This window comes from Haemophilus haemolyticus, assembly GCF_003493605.1.
Lineage (GTDB): Bacteria > Pseudomonadota > Gammaproteobacteria > Enterobacterales > Pasteurellaceae > Haemophilus > Haemophilus haemolyticus_J.
On the sequence record NZ_QQKA01000007.1, the window covers coordinates 25,406 to 51,006 of the forward strand.

A 25,601-nucleotide genomic window follows, 5' to 3' on the forward strand; every position below is an offset into this window, starting at 1 on the left:
TTCACAATATTTCAGCCAATAAAGGCTTAACGAAAGGAAAATAAATGAAACTAACTACACAAACAACCTTGAAAAAAGGTTTTACTTTAATTGAATTGATGATAGTCATCGCCATCATCGCGATTTTAGCCACTATCGCTATTCCTTCTTATCAAAATTATACCAAAAAAGCTGCGGTATCCGAATTACTGCAAGCTTCCGCACCTTATAAGTCAGATGTGGAATTATGCGTTTATAGCACAGGCAAACCTTCCACTTGCTCGGGAGGAAGTAATGGAATTGCGGCTGATATTACAACAGCAAAAGGCTATGTAAAATCAGTGACAACAAGCAACGGTGCAATAACAGTAGAGGGTGATCGTACATTAGCTGGAATGAGTTACACGCTCACGGCTGAAGGCGATAGTGCAAAAGGCGTTACATGGAAAACCACCTGTGGTACAACGAATGCCGATATTTTCCCTGCTGGATTCTGTTCAAAATGATCGACTTAACTAGTGCAAAACCTCGTGTAAAAGCACAAAATGGCGAGATATTTACGATCTCGCCAGATTTATGGGGGCGTAATCAGCAACAACAGTCGTTACTCTTACGTTATTTTGCTTTACCACTCAAAGAAGAAAATAATCGCCTTTGGCTAGGTGTCGATTCTCTTTCTAATCTTTCCGCCTGTGAAACTATTGCGTTTATAACTGGCAAGCTTGTTGAGCCAGTTTTATTAGAAAGCACTCAACTTAAAGAACTATTACAGCAACTTGCCCCAAATCAACTTCAAGTGGAAGAGCAAGTTAAATATTACCAACATCAAGAACAGTCCCATCTTGAACAACAAGATGATGAGCCCGTCATTCGCTTGCTTAATCAAATTTTTGAATCTGCTTTACAAAACAATGCCTCAGATATTCATTTGGAGACCTTATCGGATCATTTCCAAGTGCGGTTTAGAATTGACGGTGTTTTACAAGCTCAGCCTCCACTTAGTAAAAATTTGGCGAATCGAATTATTTCTCGCCTAAAACTGCTCGCTAAATTAGATATCAGTGAAACCCGACTTCCACAAGATGGACGATTTCAATTTAAAACTACGTTTTCCGATATTCTTGATTTCCGTCTTTCAACGTTACCAACTCATTGGGGAGAGAAAGTTGTCCTGAGAGCACAGCAAAATAAACCAGTAGAACTCAGCTTTTCTGAACTGGGCATGACAGAGAGTCAACAGCAAGCATTTCAACGCGCGCTTAGCCAACCACAAGGATTAATTTTAGTAACTGGCCCAACAGGAAGTGGGAAAAGTATCTCACTTTACACCGCACTTCAGTGGCTGAATACGCCAGATAAACATATTATGACCGCTGAGGATCCCATTGAAATTGAGCTTGGTGGCATTATTCAAAGCCAAATTAATCCACAGATTGGACTAGATTTTAACCGCCTATTGCGCACTTTCTTACGCCAAGATCCCGATATTATTATGTTAGGCGAAATTCGCGATGAAGAAAGTGCAAGGATTGCATTACGTGCGGCACAAACTGGGCATTTGGTGCTTTCAACTTTACATACCAATGATGCAATTTCTGCCATTTCTCGCTTACAACAACTCGGTATTCAGCAACATGAAATTGAAAACAGTTTACTACTCGTCATTGCACAGCGTCTTGTACGAAAGCTTTGTTCAAAGTGCGGTGGAAATTTAGCAAATTCTTGTGATTGCCATCAAGGTTATCGAGGTCGAATCGGCGTGTATCAATTTCTACATTGGCAGCAGAATGGCTATCAAACGGATTTTGAGAATTTACGAGAGAGTGGTCTAGAAAAAGTTAATCAAGGAATAACCGATGAGAAAGAAATTGAACGTGTGCTAGGTAAAAACTCATGACTAAAAAACTCTTTTATTATCAAGGTAGTAACTCATTAAATCAGAGACAAAAAGGCTCAATTATTGCGGATACGAAACAACAAGCACATTTTCAATTAATAAGCCGCGGGCTTACTCACATCAAATTACAACAAAACTGGCAATTTTGGGCAAAGCCCAAAAATTCAGAAATTAGTGAATTACTCAATCAATTAGCCACGTTGCTACAGTCCGCTATTCCGTTAAAAAACAGTCTGCAAATTTTGCAACAAAATTGTACTCAAATTATGCTCAATGAATGGCTTGAACGACTACTTCAATCTATTGAATCTGGTTTAGCATTCTCACAAGCCATTGAACAACAAGGGAAATATCTTACTCAACAAGAAATTCAACTGATTCAAGTGGGAGAAATGACGGGAAAACTTTCCGTTGTTTGTAAAAAAATAGCCACGCATCGTAGCCAATCTTTAGCATTACAACGTAAATTACAGAAAATTATGTTATATCCCTCAATGGTATTGGGAATTTCTCTATTATTGACACTCGCATTACTGCTTTTTATCGTGCCTCAATTTGCTGAAATGTACAGTGGCAATAATGCTGAGTTACCAACAATAACCGCAATATTGCTCTCAATATCTAATTTTCTTAAGCAAAATATTGGCATTTTGCTATTTTTCGCTTTTAGTTTTTTTCTATTTTATTACTTCTATCTAAAACGCCAGACTTGGTTTCATCAAAAGAAAAATCAACTTATTTCTATCACGCCTATTTTTGGCACAATTCAAAAGCTTTCACGTTTAGTGAACTTTAGTCAAAGTTTACAAATTATGTTGCAGGCTGGCGTACCGCTTAATCAGGCACTAGACAGTTTTCTTCCTCGCACACAAACTTGGCAAACCAAGAAAACGCTTGTAAACGATATGGTATTAGATAAAGAAGTGCGGTCAATTTTGCAATGGGTTTCTCAAGGCTATGCGTTTTCTCATAGTGTAAGTAGCGATCTTTTCCCGATGGAAGCACAACAAATGCTACAAATTGGCGAGCAAAGCGGAAAACTCGCTTTGATGCTAGAGCATATCGCGGATAATTACCAAGAAAAACTTAATCATCAAATTGACTTACTCTCACAAATGCTAGAACCATTAATGATGGTAATCATCGGAAGCCTGATTGGAATTATTATGATGGGAATGTATTTACCTATCTTTAATATGGGTTCTGTTATTCAATGATTTATTTCATAATGTTTTTATTAGGCGGTATCTTAGGAATCGCATTGTGGTTCTACCTATCTGGTTTTATTACGCATTTGCAGCAAGAGATTTATGCGACTTACGTTGAATTATTTCCACAAAACCGTTCTCCATTTCAACCGCACTTTGCCTCTATTCAACAAAAAAAGTGCGGTCATATTTTGAGGTATTTTTTAAGTGTTGGAGTTGGATTTATATTTTTACAAATTGCCTTCAAGGACTCTATTTTCGCTATATGGCTAGGGCTCACACTTCTTATCCTTTGGGCAATTAGTTATCTTGATTGGCACTATCAACTTATTTCTACGACTCCCTGTTTATGGTTACTTACTCTAGGATTATTTGGAGCAGACAATAACTTTTCATTGCTAACGTTATCTGAAAGCATAAAAAGTGCGGCTAGTTTTTTTATTGTTTTCTACGCAATCTATTGGATTGCAAAATGTTATTACAGAAAAGAAGCCTTTGGACGGGGAGATTATTGGCTAGCAATGGCATTAGGAAGTTTTATTCATTTAGAAACCTTACCGCACTTTTTATTATTAGCCTCAGTGCTTGGAATATGTTTTTCGCTTATTCATAAAAAGAAAAAAGAATTTATACCTTTTGCCCCTTTTATGAACTTATCAGCTGTCATCATTTATTTCGTCAAATATTACGGATATTAAAAAGGGGAAAACATAATATTTTCCCCTTGTTCTTCATAGAAGTGCGGTTGCTTTTACGAACGTTTCATCACTTCAAAAAACTCTTCGTTGGTTTTCGCCATCATCAGCTTATCAATCAAGAATTCCATTGCATCCACTTCATCCATTGGATTAAGAATCTTACGAAGAATCCACATTTTTTGTAATTCATCAGATGTTGTGAGTAAGTCTTCTTTACGAGTGCCAGAGCGTTTAAAGTCAATGGCTGGGAATACACGTCTTTCTGCAATTTTACGAGAAAGGTGTAATTCCATATTACCTGTACCTTTAAATTCCTCGAAAATAACTTCATCCATTTTCGAACCAGTATCAACTAGCGCAGTCGCAATAATCGTTAAACTACCACCTTCTTCCACGTTACGCGCAGCACCAAAGAAACGTTTTGGACGATGCAATGCGTTAGCATCCACACCGCCAGACAAAATTTTACCTGAAGCTGGAGTGACTGTATTGTAAGCACGCGCTAAACGTGTAATAGAGTCAAGCAAAATGACCACATCTTTTTTATGCTCTACGGAACGTTTTGCTTTTTCAATTACCATTTCTGCCACTTGAACGTGACGAGTTGCGGGTTCATCAAAAGTAGAAGCAATGACTTCGCCTTTTACGGAACGTTGCATTTCTGTCACTTCTTCTGGGCGTTCATCAATCAATAATACAATAAGCTCTACATCAGGATAATTATGCGTGATACTTTGTGCAATATTTTGCAGCAACATGGTTTTACCCGCTTTTGGCGGTGCTACGATCAAACCACGTTGGCCTTTACCAATTGGCGAGGCTAAATCCAAAATACGGGCAGTCAAATCTTCTGTTGAGCCATTGCCACGTTCCATTCTTAAACGCGAATTAGCGTGCAATGGCGTTAAGTTTTCAAATAAGATTTTGCTACGAGAAACTTCGGGTTTATCGTCATTAACTTGATCAACTTTTAAAAGTGCAAAATAACGTTCGCCTTCTTTTGGTGGACGAATTTTGCCTTCGATTTTATCGCCAGTTTGAAGATTAAAACGACGGATTTGACTTGGGGAAACATAAATATCATCAGGGCCTGCAAGGTAGGAACTGTCGGCAGAACGAAGGAAACCAAAACCATCTGGTAAAATTTCTAACACGCCACCGCCGAAAATATCTTCGCCACTTTTGGCGTGCTGTTTTAAGATTGCAAAGACAATATCTTGTTTACGCAAACGAGCTAAATTTTCTAAGCCCATCTGCTCCTCGCCGAGTTTCACAAGATCAGAAACAGGCGTATTTTTAAGTTCTGTTAAATGCATAATGAATAAATGTTGGAATTAATAAGAATTGATTATTCGAATGGTGGGCTTGCACCCTTTGAATGGCGCGTAAATTACCACTAAAACCCTACGCAGTCTAGCTTTTATTAGCATTTAATATAAAAAATTACCGCACTTTTTTAGAACTTATTTTGGAAGTTTAGCCGTCTAGATTGTTATTTATTTGATTTTTAATTAGAATACGGACAATTTGTAAGGTTATCGATAAGCTCTAAGGGAAATTATGGCGGATTGGGACGGAAAATATATCAGCCCTTATGCAGAACATGGCAAAAAAAGTGAGCAAGTAAAAAAAATTACAGTATCCATTCCCATTAAAGTACTGGAAATTTTGACGAATGAACGCACTCGCCGCCAATTGAAAAGTTTACGTCACGCAACTAACAGTGAATTGCTTTGTGAAGCGTTCTTGCACGCATTCACAGGACAGCCTTTACCCACCGATGCGGATTTAATGAAAGAGCGTAATGATGAAATCCCTGAAGATGCCAAAGTGCTTATGCGTGAATTAGGTGTCGATCCAGAAAGTTGGGAATATTAACCGCACTTTTCACTTATCCGTTCAAGCCATTCAAAATTGAACATTCAGGGTTGCCATTGCCCTGACAACTGTCGTGCCAGTGCTGCAATTTTTGTACCATTTTTTGTAGCTGTTCTATTTGTTGATTTAATGTCGCAATATGTTGAGCAGTTAGCACTTTCACTTCTCGGCAGCTACGCTTAGGATTATCTTGTAGTGCTAATAATTGTGCGATTTGATGTAACGAAAACCCAACATTGCGTGAGTGTCGAATAAAATGCAACCTTTCTAAATCACTTTCTCCATAATTTCGATAGCCTGACAAACTGCGAACAGCGGGTTTAATTAACCCCATTTTTTCATAATCACGGATTTGTTTTGTAGATAAACCTACTAATTTTGCGGCTTCACTAATATTCATAAAAAACTTCTTGACCTTAACCTTATGTAAAGGTTTATAGTTTAACCATCAATAAAACAACTAACAAGGAGTAAAAATGAAAATTATCACATTAAACATAAAAGGCATACATTGCGGCTGTTGCGTAAAAAGTCTTACTCAAGTTTTAACTGAATTAGATGGCGTACAATCTGCTGATGTGCAATTAGAGGGTAAAGCAAATATTACTTTTGATGAAAATCGAGTTAATGTTGCACAGCTGATTGAGGTCATTGAAGATGCTGGATTTGACGCCACAGAGTAAAAAAATTTCGATTCAGATTGGTGGGATGACCTGCCAATCTTGTGCCAATCGCATTCATCAATAAAACAACTAACAAGGAGTAAAAATGAAAACTATCACATTAAACATAAAAGGCATACATTGCGGCTGTTGCGTAAAAAGTCTTACTCAAGTTTTAACTGAATTAGATGGCGTACAATCTGCTGATGTGCAATTAGAGGGTAAAGCAAATATTACTTTTGATGAAAATCGAGTTAATGTTGCACAGCTGATTGAGGTCATTGAAGATGCTGGATTTGACGCCACAGAGTAAAAAAATTTCGATTCAGATTGGTGGGATGACCTGCCAATCTTGTGCCAATCGCATTCATCAATAAAACAACTAACAAGGAGTAAAAATGAAAACTATCACATTAAACATAAAAGGCATACATTGCGGCTGTTGCGTAAAAAGTCTTACTCAAGTTTTAACTGAATTAGATGGCGTACAATCTGCTGATGTGCAATTAGAGGGTAAAGCAAATATTACTTTTGATGAAAATCGAGTTAATGTTGCACAGCTGATTGAGGTCATTGAAGATGCTGGATTTGACGCCACAGAGTAAAAAATTTCAATTCAGATTGGTGGGATGGCCTGCCAATCGCATTCATCAATAAAACAACTAACAAGGAGTAAAAATGAAAACTATCACATTAAACATAAAAGGCATACATTGCGGCTGTTGCGTAAAAAATCTTACTCAAGTTTTAACTGAATTAGATGGTGTACAATCTGCTGATGTGCAATTAGAGGGTAAAGTAAATATTACTTTTGATGAAAATCGAGTCAATGTTGCACAGTTGATTGAGGTCATTGAAGATGCTGGATTTGACGCCACAGAGTAAAAAAATTTCAATTCAGATTGGTGGGATGACCTGCCAATCTTGTGCCAATCGCATTGAAAAAGTTTTAAATAAAAAACCATTTGTGCAACAAGCAGGCGTAAATTTTGCTGCCGAAGAAGCACAAGTTGTATTTGACGCTACGCAAGCAAGCGAAGCTCAAATTATAGAGATTATCCATAAAACAGGTTTCTCTGCCCATATCAAACAAGCCAACGAATTACCAATAGAAGAAAATACATCAATCCCTTGGCGATTAATCGTACTTTGGATAATCAATATTCCATTTCTGATTGGAATGCTTGGTATGATAGGTGGCTCCCATAACTTAATGTTACCGCCGATTTGGCAATTTGCATTAGCGAGCATTGTGCAACTTTGGTTAGCCATTCCATTTTATCGCGGAGCAATCGGTAGTATTCGTGGTGGACTTGCCAATATGGATGTACTGGTCAGCACAGGAACGCTCACTATTTATCTTTATTCTGCTTTTATGCTGTTTTACCACGCCGATCATGCAATGGGGCATGTGTATTTTGAAGCTTCTGTAATGGTAATTGGTTTTGTCAGTCTTGGAAAATTTCTTGAAGATCGCACTAAAAAGCATAGCTTAAATAGCTTGAGTATGCTCTTGCAGCTGACACCGAAAAAAGTCACTGTTTTACGTAATGAAAAATGGAGTGAAATTGCTCTTGACCAAGTCAATATCGGCGAAATCATTCGTGCGAATCAAGGCGAGCGTATTGCGGCAGATGGCGTAATTGAAAGTGGAAATGGATGGTGTGATGAAAGTCATTTAACGGGGGAATCTCGCCCAGAAGAAAAACAGAAAGGTGGAAAAGTATTAGCGGGGGCGATGGTAACAGAAGGTTCTATTATCTATCGAGCAAATCAGCTTGGTAGCCAAACCTTACTTGGCGATATGATGAATGCATTATCAGATGCACAAGGATCAAAAGCGCCAATCGCACGATTTGCTGACAAAGTTGCTTCCGTGTTTGTGCCTGTCGTTTTAGTGATTTCACTTGTTACTTTCGCACTCACTTATATTCTGACGAATGATAGTGTGTCTTCACTTATTCACGCGGTATCCGTGCTTGTGATTGCTTGCCCTTGTGCCTTGGGATTAGCCACACCAGCAGCCATAATGGTTGGTTTAGGTAAAGCGGTCAATGCTGGCGTATGGTTTAAAGATGCGGCAGCAATGGAGGAAACCGCCCATGTGGATACCGTTGTGCTTGATAAAACTGGCACATTAACAAAAGGAGAGCTTGAAATCTCTGCTTTATGGCAGCCACAAAGTGCGGTGTATTCTGCAGACGATTTGTATCGTTTTGCAGCAGCCGTTGAACGACAAGCTAACCACCCAATTGCAAAAGCTATTGTGCAAGCAGCAGAACAAAAAATGTTAGACATTCCTACCGCACTTTTTTCAAAGATGGAAGTCGGTCAAGGCATTCAAGCGGAATTAGAACAAGTGGGAACAATAAAAGTCGGTAAACCCGATTATTGCGGTTTAATCTTGCCTAAAAATTTAGAGGATATCTGGCAAATTGCGAGCATTGTCGCAGTATCCATAAATGATGAACCCATCGGTGCATTTGCACTGACGGATACTTTAAAAAACGATAGCTTGCACGCCATTCAACGCTTACAACAGCAAAATATTGATGTCGTAATTATGAGTGGCGATCAACAATCTGTGGTTGATTACATTGCTAAACAGCTCGGCATTAAGAAAGCCTTTGGGAAACTAACTCCAAGAGATAAAGCGGAACAAATCCAAAAGCTGAAAAATCTAGGTCATGTTGTCGCAATGGTAGGTGATGGAATAAATGATGCACCTGCTTTGGCCGCTGCAAACGTCAGTTTTGCGATGAAATCAGGTTCAGATATTGCAGAACAAACCGCCTCGGCAACGCTTATGCAACATTCGGTGAATCAACTTGTGGATGCGCTTTTTATTGCAAGAGCAACCTTGAAAAATATCAAACAAAATCTATTTTTTGCTTTGATTTACAATATTCTCGGCATCCCCCTTGCTGCTTTCGGTTTTCTAAATCCAGTGATTGCAGGCGCCGCGATGGCGATGAGTTCAATTTCCGTATTGATGAACGCTTTAAGATTGAAAAAAGTGCGGTTCTAATTTCATTTATTTTTATACGCAATCGGTGTCGTGATCGCACCGATTTTTTTGTCGCTGAAAATTACCGCACTTTTTATAAAAAAAATTTTAACTTGATCACAATTTTAGAATTTGCTCTTTGAGATTCTCTATTTATCGGCATAACATAATACTCAAAATTTGTTAGGGCATATTTTGCTCTGCAAATTGACAAATTTAAGTAATTTATGCTTTGGAGCAAACTATGAAACCAACAGAAAAACTCAAATGGAACAAATTTGATGCAACATGGATGTTAAACCTTTTCGGTACGGCGGTTGGCGCTGGCGTCTTATTCCTACCGATTAACGCAGGGATGGGTGGATTTTGGCCGTTAGTTTTAATGGCAATTATCGTCGGACCAATGACCTATTTTGCTCACCGTGGCTTAGCCTACTTTGTACTTTCATCAAAAAATCCTGGCAGCGATATTACTGAAGTAGTTGAAGAACACTTTGGTAAAACAGCGGGTAAACTTATCACCCTACTTTATTTCTTCGCGATTTTCCCAATTCTTTTAATTTACGGAAACGGGATTACTAACACAGTCGATTCTTTCATTGTGAATCAACTTGGCATGGCATCGCCAAACCGAGCCATTCTCTCTTTTGTATTAATTGCAGTATTGATTTCCGTCATGCTATTTAATGAAAAAGTGATGTTAAAAATCACAGAATGGCTTGTTTACCCGTTGGTATTAATTTTATTTGTTCTTTCTATTTACTTAATTCCAGAATGGAATGGTGCGATGTTACATGAATTCCCAACAGCAGGCGGTTTTGTCACCACATTGTGGCTTACTATTCCTGTGTTAGTATTCTCATTTAACCATTCACCAGCAATTTCATCTTTCACTTGCTCACAATTCCGTGAATACAAAACTTTCGATGGTGCAGAACGCCATATCGGCCATACAGAAAAAGGCACCTCAACAATTTTGTTATTCTTCGTAATGTTCTTCGTATTTAGCTGTGTATTAACATTAACACCAGAAGAATTAGTGGCAGCAAAAGCACAAAATATCAGTATCTTGTCTTTCTTGGCGAATAAATTTGATAACCCATATATCTCTTATTTTGGTCCTCTTGTCGCATTCTTAGCAATTACTAGCTCATTCTTCGGTCACTATATGGGCGCACGCGAAGGCTTAGAAGGCTTATATTTGAAAATGAAAGGCGAATCTGTAAATCGTAAAAAACTCAATTACGCGACCGCACTTTTCTTCTTATTAACGTTATGGGGCGTTGCGATTATTAATCCAAGTATCTTAGGCTTAATCGAATCTCTTGGTGGCCCAATCATTGCGATGATTTTGTTTATCATGCCAATGTACGCGATTCGCAAAATCCCAGCGATGAAACGCTACAGCGGACGTTTCAGCAATGTTTTTGTAACGATTATGGGATTAATCGCTATCTCTGCGGTTGTTTATGGATTATTATAAGCGCCCTTTAAAGTTTAGCGAATTTTGAGAAATTTATGATTAGCGTATTTGATATGTTTAAAGTGGGAATTGGGCCATCCAGTTCCCACACTGTCGGCCCGATGAAAGCCGGAAAACAATTTATAGACGACTTAATTGAACGAAATCAATTTGAACAAACCGCTGAAATTCATGTGGATGTGTATGGTTCTCTTTCGATGACAGGGAGAGGCCACAGTACGGATATCGCCATCATCATGGGGTTAGCGGGTTATTTACCACATAATGTGGATATCGATATGATTTCAGGTTTCATCGAGAAAGTGAAACAGACGGCTCTTTTACCAATTAATGTTGGTCAAAAAACGGTAAAATTTGATTTTGAAAATAATCTCATTTTCCACCACACTTTTTTAAAATTGCACGAAAATGGCATGACAATCACCGCTCTTGATGAAAATCGCACAGAGCTTTATCGCCAAACCTATTATTCGATCGGTGGTGGTTTTATTGTCGATGAAGCCCATTTTGGTCAAGAAGAAAAAACCACAGTCCAAGTGCCTTATCCTTACAAAAATGCAGAAGATATTTTAAAACATTGCAGTGATAACGGCTTAATGCTTTCCACTGTGATGCTAGAAAATGAAATAGCGTTACATGGCAAAGAGGCTGTCAGTGCTCATTTAGAGAATGTCTGGAAAACGATGCAAGCTTGTATCGAACACGGTATTCACACTGAAGGGATTTTACCGGGGCCATTACGTGTACCACGTCGTGCAGCATCTCTTTATCGTATGTTGCAAGCAAATACTAATTTATCCAACGATCCAATGCGTGTGATCGACTGGGTCAATATGTTTGCGCTTGCTGTCAATGAAGAAAATGCAGCGGGTGGACGCGTAGTCACTGCACCAACCAACGGCGCATGTGGGATTATTCCAGCGGTATTAGCTTACTACGAAAAATTCATCTCGCCATTAACACATGAAATCATTGAACGCTATTTATTAGCAGCAGGGATGATTGGTTCACTTTATAAAATGAACGCCTCAATTTCTGGCGCAGAAGTGGGTTGCCAAGGTGAAGTGGGTGTAGCCTGTTCAATGGCGGCTGCGGGACTGGCTGAAATTCTGGGTGGTAATCCACTGCAAGTATGCATCGCTGCTGAAATTGCAATGGAACATAACTTAGGATTAACCTGCGACCCTGTCGGCGGTCAAGTTCAAGTACCTTGTATCGAACGCAATGCGATTGCTTCAGTTAAAGCAATCAATGCATCACGTATGGCTTTACGCCGCACCACCAATCCAAGAGTAACCTTAGATAAAGTGATTGAAACAATGTACGAAACAGGCAAAGACATGAACGCCAAGTATCGCGAAACATCTCAAGGCGGACTAGCAGTTAAAATTGTTTGTACTTAAATATAAAAATCTCAATTCAATTTATTGTATATAAAACTAAAGCCTTGATAATCAAGGCTTTAGTTTTTTATCTAAAATGATGGTAATTATAATGATATCCGACACTTGGGACTACAGGAATAACGGGTAGCGAACTTCTCACTCGAGTTTTAACCTTATTATCACTCGCATTCAATTTTAAGTTAGTATCAACTTGACTTGCCACTTTATCCTTCTGTGCCTGAGTAACCGTATTACCACTTGTTACACGAGCATTATACTCTTGCACAGCCTTCATATCATAAACACCGCCACCAGTTTGTTCTGGTTGAGATGAACATGCTGCTAAACCTAAAATTACACAACTAACAAAAACTATTTTCTCATTTAATATGATCCTATTTACAAATTACGTCAGTTAATACTGCTCTACCTTCTGATACATAATTAGCTGCTTTTTCCTTTAGTTTTTTATTTTCTTGTGATTGAATACGCTTAGACACATCTTTATCTGTAATTGAATAAACTGGCACATAACTTAAATTTTGAGGATCTTTTTGATTATAAATCGTCGCCCCCGTTACACTACCGTAATATTCACTTTTATCATTTGGCGAAAGATAATTGTGGGTTGAATTTGTATAATCCACACCTCTTTTCACTTTAAATCCTTGACAAATACCAGCTGGAGATTCGTAAATAGTTTCAGATGAGCTCATCTCATCAATTTTATAAACTTTCAACTCAATGCTTTGACCCAATTTCTGAGTATCATTACTTGATATATCAGAGCTAAAGGCTTTCTTATCTTTTTCATCAACATAAGTTACTGAACTAGATGTATCTTTAGCAATAGATAAATGCGGTATAAATAAACTAACCAGCATGCTACAAAATAAAGAAAAAGAAGTACAATTTTTGTAATTCATCTCCAGTTCTCCTTAACGTTCTTTAAAGTAATTTCTAATATTAAAATAGCTATTTGCCAATTAATAGTATTACCGAACTATACCAAAAAGACTTATATGATTCTAGGTTATTTTTCAGGAGTTATACTTTTTGATTTTTCTTCATTTTGAGCTTCTAAAGCATCACGCGCGGCACGAATACTTTTTTCAATTAGTGGAACTCGCTCATCATCTTTCGGCATTAAGCGTAGCATCATCGCCCAAGTCACCGCTGCCATTTTATAATCTTCCGTTTCAAAATAACGGAATGCGAGCAGACTTAACGCTTCAATGTTAGTGTGATCTTGACGGATCACTTGACGCAATAAATCGCCACCTTTAAGTTTATCAGTCGCATCTTCAGAGAACATCAATATGCGAGCATAGCCTAATTTATATTGCACATTATCTGGTTCGAGTTTATTAGCCTTTTGATAGCTATCGAATGCCAAACGTGCATCACCTAAATTCATCCCAATTTGACCGAGCATCCACCATTTTTTTGCATCAGTTGGATTTTTCTGCAAATCGATTCGAAGTGCGGTAGAAAATTGCTGCATTTCTGCATCAGAAAATGGATTTTTATCTTCATCTTTCATTCGGTCAAAGAAATAGGGCAATTTCGCATAAGTTTGCTCTAACATCGATTCGGCTTGCCAAGATCCAACCATAAAATAAGAAGAACCTGCGATAATTCCTAACGCCAATACACCAGAGACAAACCAAATTTTTCCATAAGATTTGCCTGAATAATCCACATTCTCTTGGACTTTACTCGGCACATCATCAAGCAAGGTTTTCTGTAATTCTTGTTTGAGTTGCTCAACATTTTCAACTAAACCTTGGGAATTATCTTGCTCAATTTCTTCCAAGCGTGAGAAATATAACGCCTTATTTAAATCATCACGTTTTTGCCCATGTTTCGCTTTGAATTGACGTAATAAAGGATAAAAACAAATTAACGCCACAACTAAAGTGGTTAATATAAAAATTAATGCAAAATTCATCTATTTATCCTTGTTTAATAATTCTGCCAAACGCGCATTATCTTCATCAGTTAAAACATCTTGGGATTTCACCGCACTTTGAGCTTTTGGTTTACGTCTTAATAAAAATACCACGCCTAACAACACAAGCAATAATGGCGCAATCCATAGCACTAATGTGCTCGCTGTCATAGGCGGATCGTAAGTTACAAAATTGCCGTAGCGTGCCACCATATAATCCACGACATCATTTTTCGATTTGCCTTCTTGTAAAAGCTCAAATACTTTACCACGCATATCCACTGCGATAGTCGCATTGGAATCCGCAATATTGTTATTTTGACATTGAGGGCAACGCAAAGATTGTGTTAATTGATGGTAATCACTCTCTTGCTGTGGAGAACTAAAATTAAGTGCATCAATGGATGAAAAGGCCATTGAGCTAAACAAAAGTGCGGTCAAAAATAGCCATGTTTTTTTCATTATTGTTGCTCCGAAAGTTTGTCATAAATTGGTTTTAAAGTTTGAGTCCAAACTTTCTCGTTTACATCACCGGCATAACGATAATGAATCACACCTTTTCCATCTACAATGAAAGTTTCAGGCGCACCATATACCCCTAAATCCAAACCGAAAGAACCTTTTTCATCTTTTAAAACAACTTGATAAGGATTGCCAAGATCTTTTAACCACTTCACTGCTTTAGGTGATTCATCTTTATAATCTAAACCGATAATTCTCACACCATCTTTAGCAAGTTTGTTTAAATATTGATGTTCTGCATAACAAGTCGGGCACCAAGTCGCCCATACATTAAGCAAAACGGGCTTACCTTGTTGAAACAATTCAGTCGTGTAAGCTTTATTTTCAAAAAGCTCCGTCAAATTTTTTGCTGGCACAGGCTTTCCAACCAAAGCAGACTCTAATGCTTTAATATCTTCACCTTGCGCATTGCGTTTTAATTGCACTAAAAAGGCAATTGTTATCGATAAAAAGAGAATAAGAGGAACGAGTAATTTTTTTTTCATTTTTTACCGCACTTTAAATATAAAAAACCAAAGTTGGCTTTCCCGAAAGCCCGCATTGTTCACACAAGCTAATTAAAAGTTAAGACACACCTTAATCAAGGTGCGCCGTCATATTATTTTTTCAATAAAGCGTTAAATCGATAGCGTCGATCAAACATGCACAATAATCCACCTAACGCCATAAACAAGCCGCCAATCCAAATCCAGCGAATAAATGGCTTGTAATATAAGCGTAACGCCCAAGAATTGTCCTCAAGTTTTTCACCAAGTGCCACATAAAGGTCACGAGTTAAACCACCAGCAATCGCGGCTTCCGTCATAGACATACGACTCACAGTGTAAAAACGTTTTTCTGCGAATAAACTTGCTTCTGGTTGCCCATCTTTCGAAATATCAATTTGCGCTTTTCCACCAACATAATTTGGACCATTCGCATCCGTCACTCCGGCGAATTTAAAATCGTAACGACCAATTTGTGCACTTTCGCCGACTTTCATTCGAACATCACGTTCTACGCTGAAGTTTTGGCTAAATGCGATACCCCAAACAATCATTGCTACGCCTAAGTGAGCTAACATCATTCCCCAATGAGAACGAGATAGTTTGCGTACGCCCACAAAGAATGATTCACGATGCGTCGCTCGTTGTTGCAATTCATAAAGCGCAAGTAACGCGATAATCACAGTCATCATTGAACCAAGCACCGAACTCACGGTAATTTTATCTTGCAAAAAGTAAGGTAACGCAAAACCCGCAACCACCATAATAAATACGCTGATAACAACAGGCGTACGAATTGTAGAAAATTGGTCTCTACGCCATTTCACCAAAGGTCCAATACCAAGCAATAATGCAAATGGTGTCATAATAATTAAGAACATTTGATCAAAGAATGGCGCACCAATAGAAATAGAACCTAAACCAAGTTGTTTGTGAACGAGTGGTAACAACGTTCCTAAAAATACAACGCAAAGTGCGGTCATTAAGAAGATATTATTTAATAACAACATACTTTCGCGTGAATAGCGTTCTGCATTATCACGAGAGCGAATTTGACTGCCTTTATACGCATAGAGCGCAAGCGAACCGCCAATCACCACAACAAGGTAAGCCAAAATATACAAACCACGAGTTGGATCCGATGCAAATGCGTGAACTGAAACTAAGATGCCAGAACGAACTAAGAATGTGCCGAGCAAACAAAGTGAAAAGGCTAAAATAGCAAGTAATACCGTCCAAGCTTTGAAAGAACCGCGTTTTTCTGTGACAGAAAGAGAGTGAATCAATGCAGTACCAGCAAGCCAAGGCATAAACGATGAGTTTTCCACAGGATCCCAGAACCACCAGCCCCCCCAGCCAAGCTCATAATAAGCCCACCAAGAACCGAGCACGATACCCAAAGTTAAAAACACCCAAGCAGCAAGCGTCCAAGGACGTGACCAACGCGACCAAGCTGAATCTAATTTTCCAGTCATTAAGGATGCAATCGCAAACGCAAATGCCACAGAAAAACCAACATAACCCATATAAAGCAATGGAGGGTGGAAAATTAAGCCCACATCTTGCAACATTGGGTTAAGTTCTTTTCCATCCACTGGGAAATCAGGGAAAGTACGCGTAAAAGGATTTGAGGTGAACAAGACGAATAACACAAAACCGACGCTAATAATCCCCATAATACCAAGCACGCGAGCAACGGCTTCTTGAGGTAAATGTTTACTCAATAAAGCAACAGCAGATGACCAAACAGCCAGTAGCCAAATCCACAGCAATAAAGAACCTTCGTGAGAACCCCAGACGGCAGATAAACGATAATAAATCGGTAAAGCCGTATTAGAGTTATTCACCACATACTGCACACTAAAATCATTTACTGCGAATAAATAAAATAACGCAGCAAAAGCGATGCTTAAACTTGCAAATAGACCATAAGTCATTGGGCGAGCTAATGCCATTAATTGTGCATTGCCCTTTTCTGCTCCCCACAAAGGGAAAATCGCCAACATAAGCGATACAGCTAAACTTAAAGCCAGCGCATAATTTCCTAATTCAGCAATCATTTTGCGCCTTCTTTTTCTTGACGATCACGTGTGCTTTCGCCTTTTAAATCTGCATCACCAATCCCCATTGGTTTATGCACTTTTTGCATTTTTTCACCTAATTCTGGTGGCACATAATTTTCATCGTGTTTAGCCAATACTTCTGTCGCGGTTAAAACGGTTGGCTGAGTTAATACCCCTTGAGCCACAATACCTTGTCCTTCACGGAAAAGATCCGGCAAAATACCTTCATATTCAACAGTGATCGCAGGGCCAATATCATTTAAATCGAACCGCACTTTTAAGCTTTTTGGATCACGCACTACCGTGCCTTCAACCACCATACCGCCAACACGAATACGCTGTCCCACTTCAGGTTTTTGATTCGGGTTATTATCCTTACCTTGAATCACTTCAGATGGCGTATAAAACAAGTCGATATTTTGACGTAATGCATACAGCATCAATCCACTTGCAATAGCAATGCCGAGCACAACAAAAATGACTAATTTAAATCTGAATTTACGTCTTGGATTCATAGTGTGTTCCCCTTATTTGCTTGTTGTAAACGTTCTTCGCGTTGTTGCTCACGCAATACATTTTGTAACACTGTCTTGCGTTGTTTTACACTTTGAACAATTAAGGCAATCACTGCCACTAAACTTATTGCATAGGATAACCATACGTAAAAACCGTAGCCACCCATATTAAAAAAATCACTCCAAGTTTGGAAAAACATAAAATATTCCTCATAAAAAATCGCTAAAAAACTAACCGCACTTTATTTCAGTGTTTGAGCTAATGCTTTAACCCAAGGACGTTTCGCATCTTCTTTCAATAATTCCACACGATAACGCACTAAAGTAAGCCAAATATACAAGGTTAAAAAACCGAAGATACACAAAATCAATGGAACCAACATTGGAATTGCAATGGATGGTTTTTCCAGTTTAGTGATACTCGCACCTTGATGTAACGTGTTCCACCATTCCACCGAAAAATGAATAATCGGTAAAATCACGACCGTTGTAATGCATAAAATCCCAGCCGCTTTTGCCCCTACGTTACGATCTGAAAAAGCAGAATAAAGCGCTAAGATACCAAGATAAAGAAAGAATAAAATTAATTCTGCAGTTAAGCGAGCATCCCACACCCACCAAGTGCCCCACATTGGTTTACCCCAAATCGCGCCAGTCACAAGCGATAAAAAAGTAAACAATGCACCAATTGGCGCCATTGCAATCATTGCGAGGTGAGCTTGCTTAATTTGCCACACAAGGGCAACCACAGCCGCAATCGCCATTGAACCGTACACACCCATTGACCAAATCGCTGTCGGCACATGCACATACATAATTCGGAAACTATTGCCCTGTTGGTAATCTGCTGGGGCGAATGCTAAGCCCCATACAATGCCGACACCGAGTAAAATAAGCGTTAAAAATGCAAATAGCGGACTCAATTTACCGCAGATACGATATTGAGTTTCGGGTTTTGCATAAGGATGTAGCCACTTCCACATAAAAAATCCTTAAAAATTAAAGAGAAAAACCACCGCACTTTTATGCGGTGGGATGCAATTAATTATCTAAACTAATTCGCAGTGCCGCTGCGATGGCAAAAGGCGAAAGCGTTACAGCGCCAACCATCATGGCACCTAAAATCGCCAGTTGCCCCCCATAAGGTACATTTAAGCCTGCAGCTTCTAATACTGATGACGCAAAAATCAAAACAGGAATAAACAACGGAACAACAAGCAAACTCAACAACACGCCACCTTTTCGCAATCCCACCGTTAAAGCCACACCAATTGCACCGATACAACTCAATACAGGAGTGCCAAGTAACAATGTCAAAACCAATGCCCACCAAATATTGACCTCAAGAGAAAGCAACAAAGCAGCAATAGGTGATAGCAAAATAAGCGGCAAACCAGTGAGCAACCAATGTGCAACGACTTTAGCCAAAGCCGTCATCGGCAAAGGCTGCGCGGTTAACATTAATTGTTCAAGAGAGCCATCAATAAAATCATCACGGAATAAACGTTCAAAAGAAAGCAATGCTGAAAGTAATGCGGCTACCCATGCGATACCCGGTGCGATACGAGAAAGTAATTTAGGATCCGGCCCAATAACAAGTGGAAACAAGGTAATCACAAGCAAAAAAAACCATAGGGGATTTAAAATCTCCGCATTTTTGCGCATCGCAATTTGAAGTTCTCGTTTAATTATCTCAAAAAAAATCATTAAGTTATTCCGCTTTATAAGCCGCTAAATTCAATTTTTGCAGATGAGAACTTGGCACTTCTTGGTGGCTAGTCAACAATACAATACCACCTCGTTGCGCATGCTCATCAAAAAGTGCGGTTAGAATTTCCACGCCTTTTTTATCAATCGCAGTAAAGGGCTCATCTAAAATCCATAAGGGTGCTTGAGACAGCCATAAGCGACCTAACGCGATACGTTTTTGTTGCCCTGCAGAAAGTTGTGCGGCGGGCAAATCTTCACGGCCTAACAATCCCACTTTCTCAAGCAAATCCCACAAAATATCAGTATTTTGTTCCGCTTGACTAATTCGTTGATAAAACTGCAAATTTTCCCATGCGGTTAATTCTGGTTTTACGCCAGAAAGATGACCTAAATAAAGCAAATTTTGATGATACTGTTCACGTTGTTTAGAAATTGCTTCAGCATCCCACCGCACTTCGCCTTCTAAAGGTTGAGCTAAACCAGCAAGAATACGCAATAAACTGGTTTTACCTATGCCGTTATGCCCTTCAATTTGCACAAAATCACCGCTATTAAAATCGCAAGTCAAAGCACGAAAAAGTACGCGCTCACCACGTTGGCAGGATAAATTTTGCAGAGATAACTTGTGTGGTTCAAACATAATTGCAAAGGGAAAATAAAAAGTGGCGGTATTCTAATATTTGATGAAATTTTCGCAACTCAAACGCATAACTCTTTAGAAGTAGATCGATAGGTTTATTGATTTAAAACAAGGTTTAATAAATTCGTCTATTAATGCAAAAGGAAAAACATTTAATGATCTAAATCAAAATTTTTGCTATTATTTGCTCACTTTTGGTTATAGACCAAAACCCTCAACGAAATTTGTCTTTACAAATTTGTCTTTACATAGAAGGAATAAATTATGGCTTACACTCTACCTGAATTAGGCTACGCCTACGATGCATTAGAACCACATTTCGATGCGCAAACAATGGAAATCCACCATAGCAAACACCACCAAGCTTATGTAAACAATGCAAACGCAGCATTAGAAGGTTTACCGGCTGAATTAGTGGAAATGTGCCCAGGTCAATTAGTTTCTAACCTTGACAAAATCCCTGCAGAAAAACGCGGCGTATTACGCAATAACGCAGGCGGTCATGCAAACCACAGCTTATTCTGGAAAGGTTTGAAAAAAGGCACAACCTTACAGGGCGCATTAAAAGATGCTATCGAACGTGATTTCGGTTCTGTAGATGCATTTAAAGCAGAATTTGAAAAAGCAGCAGCAACTCGTTTCGGTTCAGGTTGGGCGTGGTTAGTATTAACTGCTGAAGGTAAATTGGCAGTAGTATCAACAGCAAACCAAGATAACCCATTAATGGGTAAAGAAGTGGCAGGTTGTGAAGGTTTCCCACTTTTAGGTTTAGACGTTTGGGAACACGCTTACTACTTAAAATTCCAAAACCGCCGTCCAGACTACATTAAAGAATTCTGGAACGTGGTAAACTGGGATTTCGTTGCAGAACGTTTTGAACAAAAAACAGCACACTGCAACTGCGCAAAATAATCAATATTGAAGAATAAGCCTAGCAAACGCTAGGCTTTTCTTCTTTCCCGATACTCAATATATAAAAGTGAGGTGACAACGACTAGCCGCAAAAGTTAGACTGTTATCAACAGGATAATCAAACCTAATTTTCTGTAGCTAATTTTTCCATTCGATCATTTGCTCAATCAATAAAATTAATTTTCTTCTTTCCATATCATCTAATTGATTTAATAATCGATCAAGTTGATAAATTTGATCCGATGGTTGCAAACTACTATCTGTGATCAAATCAGACACACGGCATTGAAACAGTGTTGCAAATTCACATAAACGCTCTACATTTAATCCAATCTTACCGCGCTCCATTCTAGAAATGGCATCATTGCTTAATCCCAATATTTCTGCCACTTTTGCTTGTGATAAACCTGAGGCTTTCCGATATTTTGCAATAGAAGCTCCCACTTGTTTATTTATCTCAACTTTATCTTTCACGCCATTTTCTTTATTTCATTTTTTGAATGGAACGAGTATAAACATTCACCACCCAATAAAAAGAGAATTAAAATCTTGCAATAAAGAGTTAAATTCTTACAATAAGCGAGATTTTATACAAAATATTTTCTCGCCCGAATCAACCGTGCAAATACTTTACATAAAATACATGCATATATTGAAATCAAGAGAATGATTATGTCGAACAAACACGAAAAACTAGCGGAACATTTAGCTTCTATTTTGGTGGAATTGAATACCACAGGGCAAATTGATATTAATGAACTAGCCGAACGCTTTTCTATCGGCATTCGCACCTTACAAAAAGATCTAAATGAACGTCTTGTTTTCCTAAATTGGGAACAAAATGGACCGCGCTTTTATCGTTTAAACCGTGCCCAACTCGGTGTGTTCACTAAAGAAGATATTGAACGATTTGCCCATTTCGCTAGTGTGCAAGATCTTTTCCCTAAAATAGATCGTGAATTTTTTCAACATAGTTTAAATGAAAGTATTGCCGTTAAAGGATTACATTACGAAGCAATTCAGCATCGCCAACAAGAATTTAAACTACTTCAAAATGCGATTGAAAAACATTGCGTGGTGCAATTTACCTATCAAAAACTCGGCACTCAAAATGCTTCAAATCGTGAAGTTGAGCCTTATGTGTTATTAAATAAAAATGGGGTTTGGTATCTCATCGGCCTTGAAAATGGAAAACAAAAAACCTTTTGCTTCACTCAAATCCATTTTTTAAAAATAACAGATAAAACATTCAAACCTGATGAACAATTTCTCTCAGAAATTCAAAAAAGCGACAGCATTTCACACGGCAATCAAATTAGTGAAGTTGTAATCAAAGTAGATGCTTCCGTTGCCCATTATTTCACTCGACGTAATTTGCTACCAAACCAAGAAACTATCCGAAAATTAGAAAATGGCGAGCTTCTGCTCTCTTGCAAAAACATTCACGAGTTAGAAATTATTCCATTAGTGCAATATTGGATTCCACATTTGGTGATTGTGAGTCCAAATGAGTTACAAAATAAAATGCTTTCTAATTTACAAAATTATATTCAAATGAACAGATAAAAGAGGTCTTACCGTGTTTAACAAAAAAGCAAAAACATCAGAAGAGTTTATTGAGGAATTAAAAAAATTGCTTCCAGAAGAACAGGAAATAAATGATTATTCAAATGATAAAAAAGAAAAAAATCCTATTGAATATCAACTAGATACACCTAGATTATGCCTAGATGAGGTTATCCTATCTAAATCAACAAGATTACAGCTTGAGGAGGGGATGGCAAAGCTTCGCTTTCATAAAATTATCTATGAAGATTGGAATTTTCAAAAGATTGATAAACAAGGTAAAGCTGTTATCTTGAACTTTTTTGGTAAGCCAGGAACAGGTAAGACTTTAACAGCAGAGGGATTCGCAGGAAGCATTAATAAATCTATTATAAAACTTGGTATTGCTGAGCTTGAAAGTAAATTTATGGGAGAAACATCAAAGAATATTCAAACTATATTTAAAGTAGCAAAAGAGAATGATTCAGTACTATTCTTTGATGAGGCTGATACTTTATTAGGAAAACGTTTATCTTCGGTAACACAAGGTATTGATAATGAAGTAAATGCGATGCGTTCAACATTGTTAATTGAGTTAGAAAAATTTGATGGTATTGCTATTTTTGCTACAAATTTTGCAAAAAATTATGATGAAGCATTTCGTAGTCGTATTAGCCATCATATTTATTTTGATTTACCTGATTTAGAAGCAAGAAAACAACTATGGAATTTAATGTTAGTAAAAGAAATTCCGCTAGCTGAAAATCGAGAAGAGGTTATTGAGAAAATAGCTAAATTATCAGAGGGGTTTTCTGGACGAGATATTCGAACTTGTATGCGTTTAGTTTTACCCAAGGCGTTACTTGAGTCAGAACAAAATAATACTGAAAAAATGGTAACACTTAAACAGCTAGGAGATGTCATCGAACAAGTAAAGCAAGCACAAAAAGAAGTGGCAAGTAAACCAAAAAATAGAAATGATATTGATTCTGCAAGATCAATGTTAGGCATAAATTAATATTAACTAAGAGGAAAAAAATTATGGGATTCTGGAGTTCTGTTGGTAGTTTTATTAGCAATGCAGCAAGTACAGTATCTAATGCTGTTTCTAGTGTTGTAAGTACGGTATCTGATGTAGCATCTAGTGCCTGGAATGCTACAAAAAGAGTTGTATCTAAAGCCGCATCTTGGGTAATGGATAAGGCAGAAAGTTTTGTTGAAACTGTAAAAGAGACTTGGCAAAAAGTAAAACCTTTTGTGCAAAAAATTCGACCATGGGTACAAGCTGCTGCAAAAGTAGCACCATGGCCTTGGTTACGAACAGGTCTTGAAGTCGTAGCCAAAGGATTAGAATTTCTTGAAAAACTAGATAAAAGTCCTTTATTAGATAAGGTTAAGAAAGCTATTGATTGGGCTATTGAGGCAGTCAAAAATCTTCGTAAATTATTTGGCAAAACTGAACAAGAAGAAGCGGAGCAAAGACGTAAAGATCTTGAGGAAGCAGCTAAATTAGCCAAAACTGAAGAACAACGTAAATCTTTCTATTTTGCACAATTAATCAACGAATACGTTTTAGTTAGTACAAAAGTTGGTGATTTACTTGATTCTGGAGAATTTCAAGATTTTGAGCATTACCTTCGTTTAAGAGCAACACAAAAGCTCCTTAAAGCGACAGAAAAACGCTTGAAACAAGCTCAACGACTAGAAGATATTACTGGTGATGATGTCTTTTTATTGCAAGTCGGTGCAAAGCTACTAAATGAAGTACCTGAATTGACAAATGAAGATGCATTAAAACTTGATCGTATTATTAAACGTCGCTTCAATGGTAAATCATTACTTCCATTTGTATTTGAGGAGTTAGTTTATTCTTGGACATTAAAACTTAACCAAATGGAACAAGAATGGGATAGTTTAAATAAAGATATATCAAAATTAAAAACATCGCTAAGACAGTTAAAAATTAAAGGACAAATTGAAAAATTATCAATTTTAGAAGAGGCTGATATTATTAAGCTATCAGAAGACATTCGCGATAATAGTTATCTATTAAATGAAAAACAAATTTCAAATCGTTCAATGAAAACCTATATTCTTGCTGCAGAAGGTTTCTTGCAGATTTTAGAAAAAACGGAAGACTATTGGATTGAACAAGATAAAGAATGGATTTTAGAAGACAGCCAAGAGGTTGGGTTGCTTATCATTGAATGCGCTGAAAATAACAAACCTTGGGATGAGTTAACTGATGATCAGCAGTCTATTATCAGTGACTTCGCTAATATTTTTGCCGAAGATAGTAAACAACGCCGCGAAGAAATGATGAAAGAAATTGAATTTGAAGCCGAAGAAATTGAGGTAACTGCATAATGGAGATCACAAATATTATAAGTTTTTTAAATCCAATAACTATTGAACAAAGTACGGGAAATATTGAACCTTTGCCTCTATTTTTCTTTACGCTAATCCTAGTTGTATTTTTAGTTACTGTTATTTCTACAAAATTAAATGCTAAAACAGAAAGTTGGGAGAAAAATTGGCTGAGAGATCAAAATAAAAAGATATCTAAATTGGATATTGAACAAGGTTCTGTAATTGACTTAAGTCAACTTATCGCAACAAAATCAGAAAAAGTCGCAGATGTGATGCCTGGAATTATTCTAATTATTGGATTACTTGGCACTTTTATTGGACTTGGATTAGCTTTAGATAAGGCGTCATCTATCTTAGGATCTGCAAATCCTGATAGTATGAATGATTCGATGGCTCAATTAATGGGAATGATGGAGGGGCTAGGAACAAAATTTAAAACATCCACATGGGGGTTAATGGCATTCCTTTTACTTAAAGGTATTTTAGGTGGGATAGGATATGAACATAAGCGATTAGTTTGGTGTTCTGAAAAAATTAATGCTGAACTAGAAGCCTTAAGAAATAGTAAACAAGAAAAAGATGATAAATTCCATTCATCTTTAATTGCATCTATTAATAAACTAGAAATGGAAGTTACAACTTCTTAAAGCAATCATTCTGAATCAATATCGTCTTTACTTGTTGAAAATCA

31 protein-coding genes are annotated in these 25,601 nt (G+C 37.7%); 17 read left to right on the forward strand and 14 right to left on the reverse strand.

The genetic code is table 11. The features are described 5' to 3' along the window. Nucleotides 1-44 precede the first annotated feature (44 nt). The 4 genes from ppdD to DV424_RS05960 are packed head-to-tail and all read left to right on the forward strand — an operon-like array spanning nt 45 to nt 3,782. On the forward strand, nt 45-485 hold the full coding sequence (gene ppdD / locus DV424_RS05945) for a prepilin peptidase-dependent pilin (RefSeq protein WP_118859408.1): 441 nt from the start codon (nt 45-47) through the stop codon (nt 483-485). Further along, nucleotides 482-1,876, forward strand: a complete 1,395-nt coding sequence (locus tag DV424_RS05950; RefSeq protein ID WP_118859409.1) for a GspE/PulE family protein — start codon at nt 482-484, stop codon at nt 1,874-1,876. The genes ppdD and DV424_RS05950 overlap by 4 nt, the downstream gene beginning before the upstream one ends. Continuing rightward, on the forward strand, nt 1,873-3,093 hold the full coding sequence (locus tag DV424_RS05955) for a type II secretion system F family protein (RefSeq protein WP_075913213.1): 1,221 nt from the start codon (nt 1,873-1,875) through the stop codon (nt 3,091-3,093). Before DV424_RS05950 ends, DV424_RS05955 begins: the two co-directional genes overlap by 4 nt. Beyond that, nucleotides 3,090-3,782: a prepilin peptidase gene (locus tag DV424_RS05960; RefSeq protein ID WP_118859410.1), complete on the forward strand. Its 693-nt coding sequence runs from the start codon at nt 3,090-3,092 to the stop codon at nt 3,780-3,782. Before DV424_RS05955 ends, DV424_RS05960 begins: the two co-directional genes overlap by 4 nt. Nucleotides 3,783-3,835: 53 nt before the next feature. Here the strand turns inward: DV424_RS05960 and rho are convergent, their stop codons facing one another. Continuing rightward, entirely contained in the window at nt 3,836-5,098 is a 1,263-nt protein-coding gene (gene rho, locus DV424_RS05965; RefSeq protein ID WP_005629550.1) for a transcription termination factor Rho, read from the reverse strand. 244 nt (nt 5,099-5,342) lie between these two features. Between rho and metJ the strand changes: the two genes are divergently transcribed. Beyond that, entirely contained in the window at nt 5,343-5,660 is a 318-nt protein-coding gene (metJ, locus tag DV424_RS05970) for a met regulon transcriptional regulator MetJ (RefSeq protein ID WP_005634287.1), read from the forward strand. A gap of 13 nt (nt 5,661-5,673) precedes the next feature. On the opposite strand, the gene DV424_RS05975 is transcribed toward metJ, so the two are convergent. Further along, entirely contained in the window at nt 5,674-6,060 is a 387-nt protein-coding gene (locus tag DV424_RS05975; RefSeq protein ID WP_005631185.1) for a Cu(I)-responsive transcriptional regulator, read from the reverse strand. A 76-nt stretch (nt 6,061-6,136) separates the two neighbouring features. On the opposite strand from DV424_RS05975, the gene DV424_RS05980 reads away from it, so the two are divergent. From DV424_RS05980 to DV424_RS06010, 7 genes are all read left to right on the forward strand, one after another. Further along, a complete protein-coding gene (locus DV424_RS05980) occupies nt 6,137-6,343 on the forward strand; it encodes a heavy-metal-associated domain-containing protein (RefSeq protein ID WP_005654130.1) in 207 nt (68 codons plus the stop codon). A gap of 85 nt (nt 6,344-6,428) precedes the next feature. Next, nucleotides 6,429-6,635, forward strand: a complete 207-nt coding sequence (locus DV424_RS05985; protein ID WP_005631184.1) for a heavy-metal-associated domain-containing protein — start codon at nt 6,429-6,431, stop codon at nt 6,633-6,635. Nucleotides 6,636-6,720: 85 nt separating this feature from the next. After that, on the forward strand, nt 6,721-6,927 hold the full coding sequence (locus tag DV424_RS05990) for a heavy-metal-associated domain-containing protein (protein ID WP_005631184.1): 207 nt from the start codon (nt 6,721-6,723) through the stop codon (nt 6,925-6,927). 73 nt (nt 6,928-7,000) lie between these two features. After that, nucleotides 7,001-7,207, forward strand: coding sequence for a heavy-metal-associated domain-containing protein (locus DV424_RS05995; RefSeq protein WP_005656254.1), 207 nt, complete (start codon nt 7,001-7,003; stop codon nt 7,205-7,207). Further along, nucleotides 7,182-9,350: a heavy metal translocating P-type ATPase gene (locus tag DV424_RS06000; RefSeq protein ID WP_118859411.1), complete on the forward strand. Its 2,169-nt coding sequence runs from the start codon at nt 7,182-7,184 to the stop codon at nt 9,348-9,350. Before DV424_RS05995 ends, DV424_RS06000 begins: the two co-directional genes overlap by 26 nt. Before the next feature lie 223 nt (nt 9,351-9,573). Further along, a complete protein-coding gene (locus DV424_RS06005) occupies nt 9,574-10,812 on the forward strand; it encodes an HAAAP family serine/threonine permease (protein WP_118859412.1) in 1,239 nt (412 codons plus the stop codon). Between the two features lie 35 nt (nt 10,813-10,847). Then, nucleotides 10,848-12,215: an L-serine ammonia-lyase gene (locus DV424_RS06010; RefSeq protein WP_118859413.1), complete on the forward strand. Its 1,368-nt coding sequence runs from the start codon at nt 10,848-10,850 to the stop codon at nt 12,213-12,215. Between the two features lie 67 nt (nt 12,216-12,282). On the opposite strand, the gene DV424_RS06015 is transcribed toward DV424_RS06010, so the two are convergent. The 11 genes from DV424_RS06015 to ccmA all read right to left on the reverse strand — a co-directional run bounded on the left by DV424_RS06015 (nt 12,283) and on the right by ccmA (nt 20,083). Beyond that, nucleotides 12,283-12,591, reverse strand: a complete 309-nt coding sequence (locus DV424_RS06015; protein WP_118859414.1) for a hypothetical protein — start codon at nt 12,589-12,591, stop codon at nt 12,283-12,285. Nucleotide 12,592: 1 nt separating this feature from the next. Next, entirely contained in the window at nt 12,593-13,123 is a 531-nt protein-coding gene (locus tag DV424_RS06020; protein WP_118859415.1) for a DUF8095 domain-containing protein, read from the reverse strand. A 107-nt stretch (nt 13,124-13,230) separates the two neighbouring features. Further along, complete coding sequence (gene ccmI, locus DV424_RS06025) at nt 13,231-14,148, reverse strand: c-type cytochrome biogenesis protein CcmI (protein WP_118859416.1); 918 nt, start codon at nt 14,146-14,148, stop codon at nt 13,231-13,233. Beyond that, entirely contained in the window at nt 14,149-14,610 is a 462-nt protein-coding gene (locus DV424_RS06030; RefSeq protein WP_118775594.1) for a cytochrome c-type biogenesis protein, read from the reverse strand. Further along, complete coding sequence (locus DV424_RS06035; protein ID WP_118859417.1) at nt 14,610-15,155, reverse strand: DsbE family thiol:disulfide interchange protein; 546 nt, start codon at nt 15,153-15,155, stop codon at nt 14,610-14,612. The genes DV424_RS06030 and DV424_RS06035 overlap by 1 nt, the downstream gene beginning before the upstream one ends. A gap of 113 nt (nt 15,156-15,268) precedes the next feature. Continuing rightward, on the reverse strand, nt 15,269-17,215 hold the full coding sequence (locus DV424_RS06040; RefSeq protein ID WP_118859418.1) for a heme lyase CcmF/NrfE family subunit: 1,947 nt from the start codon (nt 17,213-17,215) through the stop codon (nt 15,269-15,271). Then, a complete protein-coding gene (gene ccmE, locus DV424_RS06045) occupies nt 17,212-17,733 on the reverse strand; it encodes a cytochrome c maturation protein CcmE (protein ID WP_118859419.1) in 522 nt (173 codons plus the stop codon). The genes DV424_RS06040 and ccmE overlap by 4 nt, the downstream gene beginning before the upstream one ends. Continuing rightward, nucleotides 17,730-17,933 (reverse strand): heme exporter protein CcmD, encoded by a 204-nt coding sequence (gene ccmD / locus DV424_RS06050; RefSeq protein WP_005645660.1) that lies wholly within the window; start codon nt 17,931-17,933, stop codon nt 17,730-17,732. The genes ccmE and ccmD overlap by 4 nt, the downstream gene beginning before the upstream one ends. A gap of 42 nt (nt 17,934-17,975) precedes the next feature. Continuing rightward, nucleotides 17,976-18,716, reverse strand: coding sequence for a heme ABC transporter permease (locus tag DV424_RS06055; protein ID WP_005634316.1), 741 nt, complete (start codon nt 18,714-18,716; stop codon nt 17,976-17,978). Between the two features lie 58 nt (nt 18,717-18,774). Then, nucleotides 18,775-19,440, reverse strand: a complete 666-nt coding sequence (gene ccmB / locus DV424_RS06060) for a heme exporter protein CcmB (RefSeq protein ID WP_118859420.1) — start codon at nt 19,438-19,440, stop codon at nt 18,775-18,777. A gap of 4 nt (nt 19,441-19,444) precedes the next feature. Continuing rightward, nucleotides 19,445-20,083 (reverse strand): cytochrome c biogenesis heme-transporting ATPase CcmA, encoded by a 639-nt coding sequence (gene ccmA, locus DV424_RS06065; RefSeq protein ID WP_005645729.1) that lies wholly within the window; start codon nt 20,081-20,083, stop codon nt 19,445-19,447. A 264-nt stretch (nt 20,084-20,347) separates the two neighbouring features. Here ccmA and sodA point away from each other — a divergent pair, with 264 nt between their 5' ends. Further along, nucleotides 20,348-20,995, forward strand: coding sequence for a superoxide dismutase [Mn] (gene sodA, locus DV424_RS06070; RefSeq protein ID WP_046952749.1), 648 nt, complete (start codon nt 20,348-20,350; stop codon nt 20,993-20,995). Nucleotides 20,996-21,133: 138 nt separating this feature from the next. Here sodA and DV424_RS06075 read toward each other — a convergent pair whose 3' ends face one another. Then, complete coding sequence (locus DV424_RS06075; protein WP_114892526.1) at nt 21,134-21,469, reverse strand: helix-turn-helix domain-containing protein; 336 nt, start codon at nt 21,467-21,469, stop codon at nt 21,134-21,136. Nucleotides 21,470-21,667: 198 nt separating this feature from the next. On the opposite strand from DV424_RS06075, the gene DV424_RS06080 reads away from it, so the two are divergent. Genes DV424_RS06080 through DV424_RS06095 form a run of 4 tightly spaced genes read left to right on the forward strand, consistent with a single transcriptional unit; the run spans nt 21,668 to nt 25,557 of the window. Beyond that, nucleotides 21,668-22,561 (forward strand): helix-turn-helix transcriptional regulator, encoded by an 894-nt coding sequence (locus DV424_RS06080; protein WP_118859421.1) that lies wholly within the window; start codon nt 21,668-21,670, stop codon nt 22,559-22,561. Between the two features lie 13 nt (nt 22,562-22,574). Further along, on the forward strand, nt 22,575-23,558 hold the full coding sequence (locus DV424_RS06085; protein ID WP_118859422.1) for an ATP-binding protein: 984 nt from the start codon (nt 22,575-22,577) through the stop codon (nt 23,556-23,558). 23 nt (nt 23,559-23,581) lie between these two features. Beyond that, a complete protein-coding gene (locus DV424_RS06090; protein WP_118859423.1) occupies nt 23,582-24,907 on the forward strand; it encodes a hypothetical protein in 1,326 nt (441 codons plus the stop codon). Further along, the gene (locus DV424_RS06095) at nt 24,907-25,557 is read left to right on the forward strand and encodes a hypothetical protein (RefSeq protein ID WP_118859424.1); all 651 of its coding nucleotides are present in this window, start codon (nt 24,907-24,909) and stop codon (nt 25,555-25,557) included. Before DV424_RS06090 ends, DV424_RS06095 begins: the two co-directional genes overlap by 1 nt. Nucleotides 25,558-25,601 lie beyond the last annotated feature (44 nt).

Coding starts and splice junctions, on each gene's coding strand:
- ppdD (WP_118859408.1), top strand. CDS start 45: ATGAAACTAACTACACAAACAACCTTGAAAAAAGGTTTTACTTTAATT.
- DV424_RS05950 (WP_118859409.1), top strand. CDS start 482: ATGATCGACTTAACTAGTGCAAAACCTCGTGTAAAAGCACAAAATGGC.
- DV424_RS05955 (WP_075913213.1), top strand. CDS start 1,873: ATGACTAAAAAACTCTTTTATTATCAAGGTAGTAACTCATTAAATCAG.
- DV424_RS05960 (WP_118859410.1), top strand. CDS start 3,090: ATGATTTATTTCATAATGTTTTTATTAGGCGGTATCTTAGGAATCGCA.
- rho (WP_005629550.1), bottom strand. CDS start 5,098: ATGCATTTAACAGAACTTAAAAATACGCCTGTTTCTGATCTTGTGAAA.
- metJ (WP_005634287.1), top strand. CDS start 5,343: ATGGCGGATTGGGACGGAAAATATATCAGCCCTTATGCAGAACATGGC.
- DV424_RS05975 (WP_005631185.1), bottom strand. CDS start 6,060: ATGAATATTAGTGAAGCCGCAAAATTAGTAGGTTTATCTACAAAACAA.
- DV424_RS05980 (WP_005654130.1), top strand. CDS start 6,137: ATGAAAATTATCACATTAAACATAAAAGGCATACATTGCGGCTGTTGC.
- DV424_RS05985 (WP_005631184.1), top strand. CDS start 6,429: ATGAAAACTATCACATTAAACATAAAAGGCATACATTGCGGCTGTTGC.
- DV424_RS05990 (WP_005631184.1), top strand. CDS start 6,721: ATGAAAACTATCACATTAAACATAAAAGGCATACATTGCGGCTGTTGC.
- DV424_RS05995 (WP_005656254.1), top strand. CDS start 7,001: ATGAAAACTATCACATTAAACATAAAAGGCATACATTGCGGCTGTTGC.
- DV424_RS06000 (WP_118859411.1), top strand. CDS start 7,182: ATGCTGGATTTGACGCCACAGAGTAAAAAAATTTCAATTCAGATTGGT.
- DV424_RS06005 (WP_118859412.1), top strand. CDS start 9,574: ATGAAACCAACAGAAAAACTCAAATGGAACAAATTTGATGCAACATGG.
- DV424_RS06010 (WP_118859413.1), top strand. CDS start 10,848: ATGATTAGCGTATTTGATATGTTTAAAGTGGGAATTGGGCCATCCAGT.
- DV424_RS06020 (WP_118859415.1), bottom strand. CDS start 13,123: ATGAATTACAAAAATTGTACTTCTTTTTCTTTATTTTGTAGCATGCTG.
- ccmI (WP_118859416.1), bottom strand. CDS start 14,148: ATGAATTTTGCATTAATTTTTATATTAACCACTTTAGTTGTGGCGTTA.
- DV424_RS06030 (WP_118775594.1), bottom strand. CDS start 14,610: ATGAAAAAAACATGGCTATTTTTGACCGCACTTTTGTTTAGCTCAATG.
- DV424_RS06035 (WP_118859417.1), bottom strand. CDS start 15,155: ATGAAAAAAAAATTACTCGTTCCTCTTATTCTCTTTTTATCGATAACA.
- DV424_RS06040 (WP_118859418.1), bottom strand. CDS start 17,215: ATGATTGCTGAATTAGGAAATTATGCGCTGGCTTTAAGTTTAGCTGTA.
- ccmE (WP_118859419.1), bottom strand. CDS start 17,733: ATGAATCCAAGACGTAAATTCAGATTTAAATTAGTCATTTTTGTTGTG.
- ccmD (WP_005645660.1), bottom strand. CDS start 17,933: ATGTTTTTCCAAACTTGGAGTGATTTTTTTAATATGGGTGGCTACGGT.
- DV424_RS06055 (WP_005634316.1), bottom strand. CDS start 18,716: ATGTGGAAGTGGCTACATCCTTATGCAAAACCCGAAACTCAATATCGT.
- ccmB (WP_118859420.1), bottom strand. CDS start 19,440: ATGATTTTTTTTGAGATAATTAAACGAGAACTTCAAATTGCGATGCGC.
- ccmA (WP_005645729.1), bottom strand. CDS start 20,083: ATGTTTGAACCACACAAGTTATCTCTGCAAAATTTATCCTGCCAACGT.
- sodA (WP_046952749.1), top strand. CDS start 20,348: ATGGCTTACACTCTACCTGAATTAGGCTACGCCTACGATGCATTAGAA.
- DV424_RS06080 (WP_118859421.1), top strand. CDS start 21,668: ATGTCGAACAAACACGAAAAACTAGCGGAACATTTAGCTTCTATTTTG.
- DV424_RS06090 (WP_118859423.1), top strand. CDS start 23,582: ATGGGATTCTGGAGTTCTGTTGGTAGTTTTATTAGCAATGCAGCAAGT.
- DV424_RS06095 (WP_118859424.1), top strand. CDS start 24,907: ATGGAGATCACAAATATTATAAGTTTTTTAAATCCAATAACTATTGAA.